The following is a 15107-nucleotide window of genomic DNA, read 5'->3' on the forward strand; positions in this document are numbered from 1 at the left end:
AACTAAAAATAGTCTGGTGGCGATAGCGAGAAGGTCACACCCGTTCCCATCCCGAACACGGCAGTTAAGCTTCTCAGCGCCAATGGTAGTTAGGGGCTGTCCCCTTGTGAGAGTAGGACGCCGCCAGGCTAGGCCCTAATGTTGGGCTATTTTTTTCGTCTAATTTAATATGGGCCCCTTGGTCAAGCGGTTAAGACACCGCCCTTTCACGGCGGTAACACGGGTTCGAATCCCGTAGGGGTCACCATTATTTGTCTTTTATGTGCGGAAGTAGTTCAGTGGTAGAACACCACCTTGCCAAGGTGGGGGTCGCGGGTTCGAATCCCGTCTTCCGCTCCAATTTCCCATTGAGTTTAGATCACTTCTCAGTACTATTTGAATAAATGCGCCCGTAGCTCAATTGGATAGAGCGTCTGACTACGGATCAGAAGGTTATGGGTTCGACTCCTTTCGGGCGCGCCATATTCTTAACGGGAAGTAGCTCAGCTTGGTAGAGCACTTGGTTTGGGACCAAGGGGTCGCAGGTTCGAATCCTGTCTTCCCGATTTTTTATTATTTATGGGGCCTTAGCTCAGCTGGGAGAGCGCCTGCCTTGCACGCAGGAGGTCAGCGGTTCGATCCCGCTAGGCTCCACCATAGATTTAAAATAATATTTTGGCGGCGTAGCTCAGCTGGCTAGAGCGTACGGTTCATACCCGTGAGGTCGGGGGTTCGATCCCCTCTGCCGCTACTTATTTAATATGGAGGAATACCCAAGTCCGGCTGAAGGGATCGGTCTTGAAAACCGACAGGCGGGTCAAACCGCGCAGGGGTTCGAATCCCCTTTCCTCCTCCACTTCATTTGGTATAATAATTTGGTCCGGTAGTTCAGTTGGTTAGAATGCCTGCCTGTCACGCAGGAGGTCGCGGGTTCGAGTCCCGTCCGGACCGCTATTTTTTTATTTGTATTTGGCTCAGTAGCTCAGTTGGTAGAGAATTGAAAGTTTACCTGCGAAGCAATGCTTCCATGAATAGAAAACTTTCAATTTGCAACAAAGACCAAAGGGCTTTGCCGCACAGTTTTTAATGCAATCAATGTTTAGGAAATAAAACAATATATGGCTTAGTAGCTCAGTCGGTAGAGCAAAGGACTGAAAATCCTTGTGTCGGCGGTTCGATTCCGTCCTGAGCCACCATTTATATGATGATGGCCTAGCTCAATTGGTAGAGCACGATCGAATATGCTTCTTGAAATACTTTAGCGTACTGATCGAGCTGCTGCTTGTAAAAGCTTTCTGAGATCAGGACGACGCTATAAATATATTGGAGTTAAATAATATACTAATATTTACTATGCCGGCCTAGCTCAATTGGTAGAGCAACTGACTTGTAATCAGTAGGTTGGGGGTTCAAGTCCTCTGGCCGGCATGTTTTAAAGCTTATGGAGGGGTAGCGAAGTGGCTAAACGCGGCGGACTGTAAATCCGCTCCTTCGGGTTCGGCAGTTCGAATCTGCCCCCCTCCACCATTTATAGGGGTATAGTTTAAAGGTAGAACTAAGGTCTCCAAAACCTTCAGTGTGGGTTCGATTCCTACTACCCCTGCCATTTTATTTTGGCGGTTGTGGCGAAGTGGTTAACGCATCGGATTGTGGTTCCGACATTCGTGGGTTCGATTCCCATCAGCCGCCCCATAATGCGGGCCTATAGCTCAGCTGGTTAGAGCGCACGCCTGATAAGCGTGAGGTCGATGGTTCGAGTCCATTTAGGCCCATCATTTATGAATAGATAGCTAGCCTAATTCTTATAGGAAATGGCGATTTTAAAAAATGGATAACTAACCATGTCATTGAGATATAGTTAGTTATCTATTTTTTAATTGTTTTGTTAATTCTATGCAATAGTTATTAACCTATTGGTTTAAACTCTTACCTTACAAAAATGTAAGCAAATGTAAGGTAAACAAATTTTCCATTTACAGCGCATGGGACATAATTGTAGTATAAGAAAGAAATTAGGGGGGAAAGCAGCTAATGTCATTTACAGAAACGAACATTAATATATTTAGAATGATTAACGACTTAGGGAAAGAATACACATTCTTAAACCCTCCGTTTATTTTCATTGCTGAATATACAGTATATCTTTTAGCACTGGCAACGATCGTTTATTGGTTTACTCGTGAGTATAAGAATAGAATGATGGTAATAAGTGCAGGAATTACTTTTATTTTCGCTGAAATCATAGGAAAACTAGCAGGAACATTCCATTCAAACTATCAGCCTTTTGCTGAACTGGCCAATGTGAATAAATTAATAGAAAAGACAGTGGGGAACTCATTTCCAAGTGACCATACCATACTTTTCTTTTCATTTTGTATGACCTTTTGGCTTTTTAAAAAAGGGTACGGCTTTTTATGGATGATAGCCGCTATCTTAGTAGGAATATCAAGAATGTGGGTAGGCGTGCATTATCCTGCTGATGTCGCTGCAGGAGCATTAATAAGTATTGTTTCAGCAGTTGTTGTTTACTATGTTGTCCCTAGGATAAGCTTCATTCAAAAATTATTGAAGTTATATGAAAAAGGAGAAGGATATATATTGCCTTCAAAATCTAAATCTAAGGATTTCTAAAAATCAGTCTAATAAAAGACCAGCTAATAAACAGTTAGCTGGTCTTTTTATGTTTTTGGACACCGAAAGTTTATCTTTGGAATTTGCTATCGCTTGACTGCAAAAATAAAAAGGTGTAAATTTAAATACTCCTATATTGAACTGTCCATTATTGAACTATCAAGTAGTGATGAAAGGGGTATGTTTAATGGAACATGAAAATCAAAAGTTAGTACGCTCAACACAATTATTGCGTTCATTTTGGAGTGTGCAGAAAAATATTGTGCGCTTCGTTCAAAAAATTGCCGTTGAGAATGGGCTATCTGTCCCGCAATATACGATATTGATGACACTAACTCTACATAAAGAAATGAAACTGACACAAAAAAAAGTTGGAGAACAAACTTTTCTTCCTAAAAGCACGCTGAGCCATGCTGTGGATGGTCTTGCTCAGGAAGGGTTTTTAAACCGTCAGCAAGTGGAAGGGAACCGACGTGAGATGGAGTTAAAGATTACGGACAAAGGGAAGGCATTTTTAAAAAGGATGCACCTTCAAGATGGAGGAATTCATCAGCTATTTCAATCTGCTATGGAGCAGTTAACAGACAAACAGTATGAAGAACTGCTTGAATCACATTTGCTTCTATCAGCCTATTTAGAATCCCAAGTGACAGATCAAGGAGGGAAAATGAATTGATAAAATTACTGAAGCATTTATCCGTTTATAAGTGGATTATTTTAGCAGTTTTAGGACTTGTCTTTGTACAATCAATGGCTGAACTTTTTCTGCCTACACTGATGGCAGATATCGTGGATAAAGGAGTTGTTTTAGGGGATACCCCTTATATTTGGAAGATTGGCGGTTTAATGCTTGTTGTTTCAGCAGTAGGTGCTATCGCTTCTGTTATTGCCAGCTATTATTCTTCTAATGCTGCAATAGGACTTGGTCGTGATATTCGGCGAAAGGTTTTTAATCATGTGGAGAAATTTTCACTGCAGGAATTTGATGAGGTTGGAACGGCATCACTCATTACACGAACAACAAATGATATTACGCAAATCCAGCAAGTAGTCATCATGATGCTTCGTATGGTTGTAAGCGCACCGATTATGTTAGTCGGGGGAATCATTATGGCTGTTTCAAAGGATGCAGAATTATCCATTATCATTGTTATCACAATGCCTGTGTTGATTGGTTCAATTCTTTTTATTTTTAAAAAAGGGATGCCACTTTTTCAAACTGTTCAAAAACGACTGGATCGTTTAAATCTTGTTTTACGTGAAAATTTAACAGGGATTCGAGTGATACGGGCGTTTAATCGTGAACCACAGGAGAAAGTACGTCTTAAGAAAGCAAATAAAGAACTGACAGATGTCTCAATTAAAGTGAATAAAGTAATGGCGTTTATGATGCCTGTGATGATGCTTGTTATGAACTTGACTGTTGTTGCGATTATCTGGTTTGGTGGAATTCGTATTGATAATGGGGCCATGCAAATAGGGGACTTAATGGCGTTTATCCAATATGTTATGCAAATTATGTTCGCGCTTGTTATGGCTTCTATGATGTTTGTTATGATTCCGCGTGCAGCAGTATCAGCAAAAAGGATCAATGAAGTGCTTGATATGAAACCGGCATTTCTTGATGAAGGAAAACTGAAAGCAGATCGTGAGCAAGGGACACTCGAGTTTGAACATGTGACTTTTAGTTATCCTGGTGCTGAAGAACCTGCATTGACAGATATTAGTTTTACAGCCAAGCGGGGTGAAGTAACAGCTATTATTGGGGGGACAGGCTCAGGAAAATCAACGCTCGTCCATTTGATTCCTCGTTTTTATGAAGTAACTAGCGGTTCTATTCGTGTGAATGGGGTTGATATTAGAGAAGCCCCACAAAGCGAGGTACGATCAAAAATTGGCTTTGTGCCGCAAAAGGCAATGCTATTTACTGGCACAATTGCTGAGAACATTCGCTTTGGAAATTCAAATGCTTCACAAGATGAGATTGAACAAGCCACTCGAATTGCACAAGCAGAAGAATTTATACAGCAAATGAAAGATGGATATGAGTCAGAAATTGAACAAGGCGGATCCAACCTATCGGGAGGACAGAAGCAAAGATTGTCGATTGCTAGAGCTCTTGTTCGAAAACCAGATCTTTATATATTTGATGATAGTTTTTCTGCACTTGATTTCAAGACAGATGCAAAGCTTCGTCAAGCACTAAAAGATGAAACAAAGGATGCAACTATGCTGCTTGTTGCGCAGAGGATCAGTACAGTCGTTGATGCTGACCGTATCATCGTTTTAGAAAATGGACGAATTGCAGGGATTGGGACACATCAGGAGCTGCTTGAGACGAATGATGTCTACCGAGAAATCGCCCTTTCACAGCTTTCAGAGGAGGAGATCGCATGAGCAAGAAGAAAAAACCTCAAGATAGCCAACAGATGGGGCAAGGTCCAGGTGGCGGAAGCATGATGATGATGGGGCAAAAAGCAAAAGATTTTAAGGGGACATTGAGACGTCTTTTGGCCTATTTGAAGCCTCGAAGGTACCAATTGGCTGCTGTTTTTGTTGCGGCCATCTTGAGTACAATCTTCATGATTGTTGGCCCAAAAATTATGGGAACAGCGATAACGGAATTATTTGAAGGTGCATATGGGAAGTTTCAGGGGGTTCCTGGAGCGGAGATTGACTTTACAAAAATTGGGCAAATCCTACTTTTACTAGCCGGACTATACGTTTTTAGCAGTTTGTTTAGCTATTTGCAGCAATATATCATGTCTAGTGTTGCTCAAAAAACGGTGTATGATCTTAGGGAGGATGTAAATGAAAAATTGGGGAGATTGCCTCTTAAATATTTTGATGGCCGTTCGAACGGAGAAACGCTAAGCCGCGTAACGAATGATATTGATACAATCGGCAGTACACTTCAGCAAAGCTTAACACAGTTCATTACCTCCATTGTTACGATTATCGGGATTATTATTATGATGCTTTCAATCAGCCCAATCCTGACGTTAATTGCAATTATTAGTTTACCAGTGTCAATGTTTGCTATCGGACCAATTTTGAAAAGATCACAAAAACATTTTGCTGATCAGCAGCGGACTCTTGGTCAATTAAATGGACATATAGAAGAACTGTACACAGGTCATCAAGTAGTAAAAGCATTTGGGCATGAAGAAAAGGCGTTAAAGCAATTCGATGTTGTTAATGAGGAATTGTATGATGCAGGAAGGAAAGCTCAATTCATATCGGGGATTATTATGCCAATCATGTTTTTTATTGGGAATATAAGCTATGTCATCATTAGTGTTGTCGGCGGGATATTAGTGACGCAGAGAGCCATTACCATTGGGGATATTCAGGCATTTATTACTTATTCAAAGCAATTTACACAGCCGATAACACAAACTGCTAATATTGCAAATATTATTCAAGCAACTGTTGCGGCTGCTGAGCGTGTTTTTGAACTTCTTGATGAAGAAGAAGAAAAGAAAGAAGTAACATCAGAAACGTTAATGAGTGCAAAGGGTGCTGTTACCTTTGAACATGTGGATTTTGGATATGGGAAAGAATTGTTAATAAAAGATATGAATATCAATGTTTCACCAGGTCAGACGGTAGCCATCGTTGGACCAACTGGTGCTGGAAAAACGACGATGATTAACCTCCTCATGCGATTTTATGAACTGAATGGCGGAAAGATAAAGATTGATGGTCTTGATACACGGAATATGTCACGCAGAGATCTTAGAAAAAGCTTTGGAATGGTGCTTCAAGATACATGGCTTTTTAATGGAACGATTAAAGACAATCTTGCTTATGGAAAAGAAGGAGCAACAGATGAGGAGATCTTTGCAGCTGCACGAGCAGCCCATGCCGATCACTTCATTCGTACACTGCCAGATGGATATGAGACAGTATTAAATGAAGAAGCATCTAATATTTCGCAAGGTCAAAAGCAGCTTCTGACGATTGCACGAGCGATTCTTGCAGATCCGCCAATTATGATACTGGATGAGGCAACTTCTAGTGTAGATACTAGGACAGAAGTATTTATTCAACAGGCGATGAATCGGTTATTAGAAGGACGTACCAGCTTTGTAATTGCTCACCGTCTTTCAACAATTAAAGATGCCGATTTAATTCTTGTCATGAACCAAGGCAAAGTGATTGAACAAGGAACACATATAGAACTTCTTGAAGGTAATGGGTTCTATGCCGATCTTTACAACAGTCAATTCTCTGAAAAAGCTGCAGGATAAGCAGAAAGAGGCTCTTTTCTACATAGAAATGGAGCCTCTTTTATTATACAAAGGGACATTTGTCCTTTTTTGTATTCTCCTTCTGTATTTTAATAGAAAGAAATGTTAGGAGGAGAAAGTGTGAAAGGTGTCTTATTTGCCATTATTGCTGGGATATTCATTTCTCTGCAAGGTGTATTTAATTCAAGACTAGGTGAGGAGCTTAGCCCATGGCATACAACCACGATGGTTTCTCGTTGGGTTAACTTTTTCTGCCATTATCTATTTATTTGTTCGGGATGGAAGAAAGGGATTTAAAGAGGTTCCTTTTATATATGTGCTTGGAGGAATGTTTGGTGTTGTAATTGTTGTTGGAGAAATGACAGCGATTAATCTACTTGGCATGTCTTTAGCGATTGCTATACTGTTAATCGCCCAGCTGCTATGTGCCTTTATGGTGGATGCGAAGGGGCTTTTCGGTATGAACAAAATTCATGTTACGATTCATCAAGTAATCGGAATGGTTATGATGATAGCAGGAGTGACTATATTTAAATTGTAAAAAGGAGAAAATTGTGAAGGAAATAATAGATAAAAATCAGTTATTAGAATGTCTAGAGCAGTTTGGGCTGAATCCAATTTTTTCAGAAGAAGTGAAAAGAAAAATGTCTCTCTATCACTTTCAGCAAGGAGAAATCTTATGTTTAAAGGGAGAAGAAATTCAGCATATGTATTTCCTTGTGAAGGGGAAGGTGAAAATTTTCACAACATCTCCAGAAGGTAAGACGTTAATTGTACGTTTCAAAACACCATTGGCTGTAATTGGGGATATAGAATATGTAAAAAGAACAGAGGTATTTAACACGGTTGAAGCTGTTAGTGAAGGGCTAGTTATTGGTGTTCATTTTGCCGAATTAAGAGGGATGGAAACGAATCAAATTGATTTCCTGAAATTTTTACTAGCAATTGTCACAGAAAAATTCTATACGGAATCACATGCCACAAGTTTAAACATGCTCTATCCAGTTGATATACGCCTTGCAAGCTACTTATTGTCTCTGTCAACAGAAAGAGAAGGATCTCTTTTTTTACAGTGAAATGCAAACATCAAATCTGATGGATATCGCAGATCTTATTGGTACAAGCTACCGTCACTTAAATCGAGTCATTCACAAACTAAGCAAGGAAGGGATTATACAACGAAAAAAAGGTTCGTTGTATATAAAGGATATACAGCGACTGAAGAAACTTGCTGATGGAAATATTTATGAATAAGGCAGAGAAACATGAAAGGAATGTTGTTTGCTATAATGGCTGGTGTATTCATTAGCCTGCAGACGGTCTTTAATACAAGAGTAAGTGAAAAGGTTGGTATGTGGGCGACAACTACTTTAGTCTTGGGGTTAGGTTTATTTACATCTTTCCCAATTTTTATCATTATGGACGACACACAGCTGTTTTCTGTTGGAAATGTGAATAAGATCTATTTATTAGGTGGATTCCTTGGGGTAGGGGTTGTCTATTGTATAATGCAGGCGATTCGTATGCTCGGATCAGCTTATGCAATTTCCATTGTTCTAGTAGCTCAGCTTTTTATTGCAGTGCTTATTGATACATTTGGTTGGTTTGGATTTGAAACTATTTCATTTACAATAAACAAATTGGTCGGACTTACTTTAATGATTGCAGGCATCAGTGTGTTTAAACTGAAGAAAGTAACTGGGCAGCAAAAACATACTTCGAAAGTCTTTTTTAGAATAAAACCCATTTAAGAAAGCTGCCCATAAAGTAACTTGAGAGAATTAATCTAACATTTATACAAGTATTTACTATTGTAAAAAGAAAATCAAAAAGCTTAGGAATCTTAAGAAAATCTTAAGAGTTTTCTTAAGCTTTTTTTATATATTCTTCTTTATACTGAAAATAATCAAAAGTGAAACTTTAATGCCATTTTAAGCGTTTTTATTAATAATAAGACTCTAGTCCTAGATGAAGATAGAGCTCGCGATTGTTCTGCAAATAAGGGATTTATAGGAATATAGAATTAAGAATAGATACGTTAAAATTATATGAGAGCTTAGCAGCTGCTACAAGGGGGATTAGAAATGGAAGTGTATATCATTCTTACAGATACAGGGACATTATTCACTAAAATGATTAGAAGGTTTACGAAATACCCATTAAATCATGCTTCCATTTCCTTTACAAAAGAATTAGATACAACATATAGCTTTGGCAGAAAACGTGCAAACAACCCATTTATCGGTGGTTTTGTAAAGGAAGATATGAACGGGAAATTGTTCAGGAAAGCAAAATGTGCAGTTTACAAATGTTCTGTTTCAGAATTTGAATATAAACAGATGCTTAATGGAGTTAGACAAATCGAAGTTGAAAAGCAAGCGTATAAATATAATTTTATTGGTCTTTTTGGGGTTCTTTTAAATAAAAAAATTAATAGAAAAAAAGCTTTCTTTTGTTCGGAATTTGTGGCGACTATTTTAAATTCTGGCGGGATCGCAATTAGTAGTAAACACCCAAGCCTAGTAAAACCGAATGATTTAGCAAACTGTGAGAAATTCAGTTTAATATACGAGGGACAGCTTTTTTCCTACCTTTCACCTCAGGGCACCTCTATGAATAATGAAAGGGAGGTTACAGCTTCATTTCTAGAAAAAGCGAAATATATAGTTGGTTACAAATTCATCGGAGGTAGCTTTTAGGCTATCTTCTATTTTTTTGATACAATTTTAAAAGAAGAAAAGGGGAGTAGCGATGTTTAAAATATTTATCATTGAAGATGACAAGCAGCTTGTTAGCTTATTAGAAGAGCATCTGAATAAATTTGGCTATGATGTAAAGACTGTTGAAAACTTTGATGCTGTTCGATCGCAATTTGAACAATATGAGCCACACCTCGTTTTGCTGGATGTAAATTTGCCGAAATATGATGGCTATTATTGGTGCCGTCAAATCAGAAATCTATCTACTTGCCCCATCGTATTTATTTCTGCACGTGATAGTAAAATGGATCAAGTGATGGCACTGGAAAACGGAGGGGATGACTATATCACGAAACCGTTTGACTTTGAGATTGTTATTGCTAAAATTAATAGCCATCTTAGACGGGCATATGGTTCATATGCAACCTCTCAAAATGGCCGAACTATTACAGTGGGAGGCTTAAAGCTTGATGTAGAGCGAATGATTCTCACGTTCAATGATGAAAACATTGAACTGAGTCATACAGAGGCAAAAATTTTGGATGAATTAATGAAGAAATCAGAACGTGTTGTCAGCAGGGATCGATTATTAGAAAAAATTTGGGATGATCAGGCATTTGTTGACGATAATACATTGAACGTGTATATCACACGTGTTCGAAAAAAGTTAGATGCTTTACATATAAGTAATGCACTTCAAACCATTCGCGGCCAAGGGTATCGTTTCAATTCAAACTGGGGGCATGATGAATGAAGTTATTTTTCCGGGAACAAATGCCTCTCCTTCTTATTTATGTCATGCAATTATTCCTAATCTTACTTGTTTATTGGCTCGATGGTTATCGCAATATGGCAGTGAGTGTGTATGCTGCTGTACTGAGCCTCTGTCTACTTACAGGGTACCTTATTTATCGCTATATACGGAATAAAGGATTTTATCAGCGGTTAGAAAAAACGCTGACTTCGATAGACGAATTAGTGAATGAACCACAAGGAGCAGGTTCCCCACTGACTGAAGGTTTACAGCAGCTATTGAAAAATCAATATAGTCAGTATAAAAAAGACTTACATACTTATAAACATAGGCTGGAAGATCATATTCAGTTCATTAATCAGTGGGTTCACCAGATGAAGACACCGATTTCAGTTATTCATTTAATGATTCAGGAAGAGGACGACCCAAGGTTTAAGGCAATTGCTGATGAGATTGATCGCCTAAAGAAAGGCTTGGAAATGGTCTTATATATTGCGCGGCTCGAAACATTTGAACGAGATTTCTATGTAGAAACCCTCTATTTAGAATCCATTGTAAGATCGGTTACCTCAAACCAAAAACGTTTATTTATTCGCAAGCGTATTTTTCCATCCATTCAAATAGATGTTCATTCAACAATCGTCTCGGATGAAAAATGGCTGTCATTTGTAATAACACAATTGATTACGAATGCGATCCGCTATACGGTGGAGGAAAATCGAAAGGTATACTTTAGAGAGTACAGTCGAGGCAAAAATAGGATATTGGAAATACAAGATGAAGGTGTTGGAATTCCAAGTAGTGACATTCTCCGTGTGTTTGATCCGTATTTTACTGGAGAAAACGGGAGGAACTTTCAGGAATCAACCGGAATGGGGCTGTACTTGGCAAAACAAATCTGTGAAAAACTCGGCCACCAAATCGAAATTGAATCAAAAGTTAATCATGGGACTACTGTACGCATCATCTTCTAGTGTCTTTTCGCGATGCCCAGCACCGCGTGAAGGCACTTTTTTCATTTATGTATGCTGGGGTGGACAATTAAGGATTAGCTACCTTACAAGTCTGTAAGCTAACTGTAAGTTAGCCACATAGCACGAGCTACAGTTTTCAAGATACAATGATGCTACAAATGAACAGGGAGTGAACGGTATGTCGGTACTAGACGTAAGACATATAGAAAAAATCTATGAAGGAAAAGTGGCTCATAAAGCACTTAACAATATAAATTTCACCATTGAAAAAGGGGAGTTTGTCGGGATTATGGGCCCGTCCGGGAGCGGGAAAACCACCCTTTTAAATTTAATAGCAACGATTGACCGTCCAACATCGGGAGAGATATTTATTGGAGGCAAAAATCCGCACGTGCTCAATCGAAAAGAAACAGCTTTATTCAGAAGACGTGAGCTTGGTTTTGTCTTCCAGCATTTTAACCTGCTTGATACATTAACGGTGGAGGAAAATATTGTTCTTCCCCTTACACTTGATGGTGTAAGTGTTCGAGAGATGGAAGCTAGACTTCAGCAAGTTGCAAAAAAACTAGGGATTGATCAAATTCTGAAAAAGCGGACATACGAAATCTCTGGTGGGCAAATGCAGCGAACAGCGATAGCGAGATCGATTATTCATAAACCTTCACTCATTTTAGCTGATGAACCAACTGGAAATTTGGATTCAAAAGCATCAAAGGATGTTATGGAGACGATGACAGCGTTGAATGAGGAAGATGGGGCGACTGTTTTAATGGTTACTCACGATGCTGTTGCTGCGAGCTTTTGTCATCGAGTCATCTTTATTAAAGATGGAGAATTATATAATGAAATCTACCGCGGGGATAACCGTCAGGCTTTCTTCCAAAAAATTATTGATATGCTCGCATTGTTAGGAGGGGATAGTCATGACCTTTCCACAGTTCGTCTTTAGAAACGTCATCCGTAATAAGCGGACATATGCGGCGTATTTTTTAAGCAGTGCCTTCTCCGTGCTCATTTTCTTTGTCTATGCACTTTTTATCTTTCACCCTGATATTAAAAATGGGGTGACTGCCTCGCTTGCTGTACAGCTTATGGTAGCGGCAGAAGTGATTATGTATGTTTTTTCCTTTTTATTTGTATTATATTCTGTTAGCACATTTCTAAAATCGCGAAAGCGTGAATTTGGGATATTAATGATGCATGGTATGACGAGAAGTCAATTAAATCGCATGGTGTTTTTGGAAAATATGCTTATTGGGATCGCATCTATTCTAACAGGGATAGGTATTGGAATAATCACGGGGAAGCTTTTTTTAATGATTGGTTCGAGAATGATTGGAATTGAACCACTGCCGTTCATTCTATCAACAAAGGTATTAATCATAACAATAAGCGCTTTTTTAATTTTATTCTTCTGCATATCCTTATTTACAGCTATCCTTGTCCGAGTGAATAAATTAATCGATTTATTTCAGGCAGGAGAAAAGCCGAAAAAGGATCCGAAAACATCGGTATTCCTTTCAGTGGTTTCAGCCGTGCTGCTGCTAGTCAGCTATTATTTAGCTGCAACAGCAACGGTGTATTCATTATTGTTTCGCATGCTGCCTGTCATTGGCATGACAATAATCGGAACCTACTTCTTCTTCACCCAGCTATCAGTTTTTATGACGAAATTAGTGCAGAAAAATCGATTGCTGTTTTGGAATAAAACAAATATAATTACGATTTCTAGTCTGGCCTATCGTTTGAAGGATAATGCCAGGATGTTTTTTTTGGTTACTATTGTTTCGACAGTAGCATTTTGTGCCGTTGGGACACTTGCTTCAATGAATGTGCTGAATGAGCAAATTGATACTGAGTATCCTGCGGAAATCAGTTATATTGCGATGGATGAGGAGCCGCTTCATCAAAGGAATTTAGAACAAATAGAGTCAGAGTTAAAAGAGAAACAACTGAGCTATCACAAGAATCAAGTGCCAATAAAAATAGTTGAAATAGCATCTTCATCTTCAGAAGCTCTATATCCACCTGAAGAACTGGCTGTCATTTCTTTCTCTAATTATAAAAAAATTGCAGAGGCAGCAGGATATGTTTTTACCGAAAAACCTCTAGCAGAGCAAGATGCACTGGAAATGAAGTCATCATCCCTCGGAAATTCCAATTTTTTATCTTTTATATTAAAACAGGAAGATATAAAGCTGGAGCCTGAAAGCTCAACAGAGCATGTTGTATTGCCTTGGCAGCTTGTTTATGATGAAGGAATGGTCGTAAGCGATCCATTATATGAAAAACTTACACCAGTAAGTACAGAGTTATTTACCGGATTTTATATAGAGGATATTGAGAAAACGTTAGGTATTGCAAACAATTTAGTGAAAGATGGAGTTGCCTTTCCTTCTGATGATAGTTCCTATTCGATGACAGTCAGCGGTACCTTATTAAATATACAAATGAGCATGTTTAAGATGATGTTATTTGTTGCCTTATTAATAGGCGCAGTCTTCTTTATCACAGCAGGGAGCTTCCTTTACTTCCGTCTCTATGCGGATTTAGATTATGACCGCCGTCAATATTTAACCATCAAGAAAATAGGCTTAACCGACCAAGAATTGAATAAGATTGTGACTCGCCAGTTAGCATTGCTATTCTTTGTTCCTATTGTGGTTGCCTTTATTCATAGCGGATTTGCGTTTATGGCTTTGCAAAGCTACTTTACATTATCGATTGCAGGAGAGGTAGTCATTGTTCTTGCCAGCTTTCTTGCTGCACAGATTGTTTATTTCTTCTTTATTCGCTATAACTATTTGCGTAATTTAAAGAAATCGTTAATTTAAATAGAATCACCTCAGCCCATGTGGAAGATACGAAGGAAAAAATAATTTAGAGTCTATTTTGTTTTTTAAACAAAATAGACTCTTTTTATGTTGGATAGATAATGCAATTTATATAAATTAAAATGTAATATATATGTTGCATTTTGTAATTAATAATATATAATAGGATATATAGGAAGTTGTTAAGGGAGTGAATGAGCATGAAATGGCTAAGTAAAAGACAGAAAATAGCTGACGAACGAATGATCAATATGCAAAACAAAATCTATAAGGAAATTTACACGATTGTGATGATACTTTGTTTAATTTCAATTGTTACTAAGTATTATCTGTATGGGATAGATGCAAAGATAGTTACCACTGAATTAATCATTTTATTCGTGTCTGGCATTTACTATACGGTTCGTGCAGCAAGCATAGGAATTTTTTCGGATGAAGTGGAGCTTCATGATCGAAACAGCAAAGTCCCTATGAGTTCAAAAAATGTGTATATTGGTTTGGGATTAGGTGTAATTATAGGTTTATTTTTTGGGATTCGAAGTGCAATAGTATATGGAAGTGGTTTATTGAACAGCATCTTTTATTTTGTCATCGTATTTTTTGCCACACTAATGATCTATCTTCCGCTCTTTTTAGTATTATTTGCTGGCGGCTTTTCCGTTGCCAAGAAGGCTAGTATAAAAGCAACTGAAAAGGATTTAGACGAATGACAGTCTAAAAAGGCGGGGGGAAGCAATGAAAAACATAAAATTAAAGGTAGCACGTGTTGCAAAAGATTTATCACAGGATGATTTAGCCAAGATTGTAGGGGTTTCAAGACAAACAATTGGGCTAATTGAGCAAGGGAAGTATAATCCAAGCTTGAATTTATGTGTGGCTATTTGTAAGGCACTGTCAAAAACATTGGATGATTTATTTTGGGAAGAGGATGAAGAAGAATAGGAAAAGCGCCTGCTACTAAAAATATAGAGTGGCAGGCACTT

General features: G+C 38.3%; 14 protein-coding genes, 14 tRNA genes, 1 rRNA gene and 1 pseudogene. All 30 read left to right on the forward strand.

Features of this window, described 5'->3' with window-relative positions:
• Positions 1-12: 12 nt before the first annotated feature.
• The 30 genes and pseudogenes from rrf to AN957_RS02210 all read left to right on the forward strand — a co-directional run bounded on the left by rrf (position 13) and on the right by AN957_RS02210 (position 15066).
• Positions 13-129 (forward strand): 5S ribosomal RNA (gene rrf / locus AN957_RS02070).
• Positions 130-172: 43 nt separating this feature from the next.
• A tRNA-Glu gene (locus tag AN957_RS02075) sits at positions 173-247 on the forward strand.
• A gap of 17 nt (positions 248-264) precedes the next feature.
• Positions 265-339, forward strand: a tRNA-Gly gene (locus tag AN957_RS02080).
• A gap of 46 nt (positions 340-385) precedes the next feature.
• Positions 386-462, forward strand: a tRNA-Arg gene (locus AN957_RS02085).
• A gap of 9 nt (positions 463-471) precedes the next feature.
• Positions 472-545: transfer RNA gene (locus tag AN957_RS02090), tRNA-Pro, on the forward strand.
• A 15-nt stretch (positions 546-560) separates the two neighbouring features.
• A tRNA-Ala gene (locus AN957_RS02095) sits at positions 561-636 on the forward strand.
• A 20-nt stretch (positions 637-656) separates the two neighbouring features.
• A tRNA-Met gene (locus AN957_RS02100) sits at positions 657-730 on the forward strand.
• 12 nt (positions 731-742) lie between these two features.
• Positions 743-835: transfer RNA gene (locus AN957_RS02105), tRNA-Ser, on the forward strand.
• Positions 836-856: 21 nt separating this feature from the next.
• Positions 857-930 (forward strand) — tRNA-Asp (locus AN957_RS02110).
• Positions 931-1099: 169 nt separating this feature from the next.
• Positions 1100-1175 (forward strand) — tRNA-Phe (locus AN957_RS02115).
• A 159-nt stretch (positions 1176-1334) separates the two neighbouring features.
• A tRNA-Thr gene (locus AN957_RS02120) sits at positions 1335-1407 on the forward strand.
• 15 nt (positions 1408-1422) lie between these two features.
• Positions 1423-1506 (forward strand) — tRNA-Tyr (locus AN957_RS02125).
• A 5-nt stretch (positions 1507-1511) separates the two neighbouring features.
• Positions 1512-1585, forward strand: a tRNA-Trp gene (locus AN957_RS02130).
• A 10-nt stretch (positions 1586-1595) separates the two neighbouring features.
• Positions 1596-1671, forward strand: a tRNA-His gene (locus AN957_RS02135).
• Positions 1672-1677: 6 nt separating this feature from the next.
• A tRNA-Ile gene (locus tag AN957_RS02140) sits at positions 1678-1751 on the forward strand.
• A 259-nt stretch (positions 1752-2010) separates the two neighbouring features.
• Positions 2011-2610 carry an undecaprenyl-diphosphatase gene (locus tag AN957_RS02145; RefSeq protein ID WP_053477947.1) on the forward strand — a complete coding sequence of 200 codons (600 nt, stop codon included), beginning with the start codon at positions 2011-2013 and terminating at the stop codon, positions 2608-2610.
• Positions 2611-2797: 187 nt separating this feature from the next.
• Complete coding sequence (locus AN957_RS02150) at positions 2798-3286, forward strand: MarR family winged helix-turn-helix transcriptional regulator (protein WP_053477946.1); 489 nt, start codon at positions 2798-2800, stop codon at positions 3284-3286.
• On the forward strand, positions 3283-5007 hold the full coding sequence (locus AN957_RS02155) for an ABC transporter ATP-binding protein (protein ID WP_053477945.1): 1725 nt from the start codon (positions 3283-3285) through the stop codon (positions 5005-5007). The genes AN957_RS02150 and AN957_RS02155 overlap by 4 nt, the downstream gene beginning before the upstream one ends.
• Positions 5004-6863 carry an ABC transporter ATP-binding protein gene (locus AN957_RS02160; RefSeq protein ID WP_053477944.1) on the forward strand — a complete coding sequence of 620 codons (1860 nt, stop codon included), beginning with the start codon at positions 5004-5006 and terminating at the stop codon, positions 6861-6863. Before AN957_RS02155 ends, AN957_RS02160 begins: the two co-directional genes overlap by 4 nt.
• 102 nt (positions 6864-6965) lie before the next feature.
• Positions 6966-7404 (forward strand): annotated as a pseudogene (locus tag AN957_RS02165) (DMT family transporter).
• Between the two features lie 13 nt (positions 7405-7417).
• A complete protein-coding gene (locus AN957_RS02170) occupies positions 7418-7939 on the forward strand; it encodes a Crp/Fnr family transcriptional regulator (protein ID WP_231690152.1) in 522 nt (173 codons plus the stop codon).
• A 19-nt stretch (positions 7940-7958) separates the two neighbouring features.
• Positions 7959-8117 carry a helix-turn-helix domain-containing protein gene (locus tag AN957_RS28330; protein ID WP_231690153.1) on the forward strand — a complete coding sequence of 53 codons (159 nt, stop codon included), beginning with the start codon at positions 7959-7961 and terminating at the stop codon, positions 8115-8117.
• An 11-nt stretch (positions 8118-8128) separates the two neighbouring features.
• On the forward strand, positions 8129-8614 hold the full coding sequence (locus AN957_RS02175) for a DMT family transporter (RefSeq protein WP_053477942.1): 486 nt from the start codon (positions 8129-8131) through the stop codon (positions 8612-8614).
• Positions 8615-8947: 333 nt separating this feature from the next.
• The gene (locus tag AN957_RS02180) at positions 8948-9562 is read left to right on the forward strand and encodes a hypothetical protein (protein WP_075209068.1); all 615 of its coding nucleotides are present in this window, start codon (positions 8948-8950) and stop codon (positions 9560-9562) included.
• A gap of 52 nt (positions 9563-9614) precedes the next feature.
• The gene (locus AN957_RS02185; RefSeq protein WP_053477941.1) at positions 9615-10316 is read left to right on the forward strand and encodes a response regulator transcription factor; all 702 of its coding nucleotides are present in this window, start codon (positions 9615-9617) and stop codon (positions 10314-10316) included.
• Entirely contained in the window at positions 10313-11290 is a 978-nt protein-coding gene (locus tag AN957_RS02190; protein ID WP_053477940.1) for a sensor histidine kinase, read from the forward strand. Before AN957_RS02185 ends, AN957_RS02190 begins: the two co-directional genes overlap by 4 nt.
• A gap of 178 nt (positions 11291-11468) precedes the next feature.
• Complete coding sequence (locus tag AN957_RS02195; protein WP_053477939.1) at positions 11469-12239, forward strand: ABC transporter ATP-binding protein; 771 nt, start codon at positions 11469-11471, stop codon at positions 12237-12239.
• Complete coding sequence (locus AN957_RS02200; protein WP_053477938.1) at positions 12214-14124, forward strand: ABC transporter permease; 1911 nt, start codon at positions 12214-12216, stop codon at positions 14122-14124. The genes AN957_RS02195 and AN957_RS02200 overlap by 26 nt, the downstream gene beginning before the upstream one ends.
• A 200-nt stretch (positions 14125-14324) precedes the next feature.
• Positions 14325-14834 (forward strand): DUF6773 family protein, encoded by a 510-nt coding sequence (locus tag AN957_RS02205; RefSeq protein WP_053477937.1) that lies wholly within the window; start codon positions 14325-14327, stop codon positions 14832-14834.
• Between the two features lie 25 nt (positions 14835-14859).
• A complete protein-coding gene (locus tag AN957_RS02210) occupies positions 14860-15066 on the forward strand; it encodes a helix-turn-helix transcriptional regulator (RefSeq protein WP_053477936.1) in 207 nt (68 codons plus the stop codon).
• The last annotated feature ends 41 nt before the right edge of the window (positions 15067-15107 follow it).

Origin of the sequence: Cytobacillus solani (assembly GCF_001420595.1) — a bacterium.
Classification (GTDB): domain Bacteria; phylum Bacillota; class Bacilli; order Bacillales; family Cytobacillaceae; genus Cytobacillus; species Cytobacillus solani.

Excerpts from the sequence above, each read along its gene's own strand:
- AN957_RS02145 (WP_053477947.1), top strand. The coding sequence starts at position 2,011 with ATGTCATTTACAGAAACGAACATTAATATATTTAGAATGATTAACGAC.
- AN957_RS02150 (WP_053477946.1), top strand. The coding sequence starts at position 2,798 with ATGGAACATGAAAATCAAAAGTTAGTACGCTCAACACAATTATTGCGT.
- AN957_RS02160 (WP_053477944.1), top strand. The coding sequence starts at position 5,004 with ATGAGCAAGAAGAAAAAACCTCAAGATAGCCAACAGATGGGGCAAGGT.
- AN957_RS28330 (WP_231690153.1), top strand. The coding sequence starts at position 7,959 with ATGGATATCGCAGATCTTATTGGTACAAGCTACCGTCACTTAAATCGA.
- AN957_RS02175 (WP_053477942.1), top strand. The coding sequence starts at position 8,129 with ATGAAAGGAATGTTGTTTGCTATAATGGCTGGTGTATTCATTAGCCTG.
- AN957_RS02180 (WP_075209068.1), top strand. The coding sequence starts at position 8,948 with ATGGAAGTGTATATCATTCTTACAGATACAGGGACATTATTCACTAAA.
- AN957_RS02185 (WP_053477941.1), top strand. The coding sequence starts at position 9,615 with ATGTTTAAAATATTTATCATTGAAGATGACAAGCAGCTTGTTAGCTTA.
- AN957_RS02190 (WP_053477940.1), top strand. The coding sequence starts at position 10,313 with ATGAAGTTATTTTTCCGGGAACAAATGCCTCTCCTTCTTATTTATGTC.
- AN957_RS02195 (WP_053477939.1), top strand. The coding sequence starts at position 11,469 with ATGTCGGTACTAGACGTAAGACATATAGAAAAAATCTATGAAGGAAAA.
- AN957_RS02200 (WP_053477938.1), top strand. The coding sequence starts at position 12,214 with ATGACCTTTCCACAGTTCGTCTTTAGAAACGTCATCCGTAATAAGCGG.
- AN957_RS02205 (WP_053477937.1), top strand. The coding sequence starts at position 14,325 with ATGAAATGGCTAAGTAAAAGACAGAAAATAGCTGACGAACGAATGATC.
- AN957_RS02210 (WP_053477936.1), top strand. The coding sequence starts at position 14,860 with ATGAAAAACATAAAATTAAAGGTAGCACGTGTTGCAAAAGATTTATCA.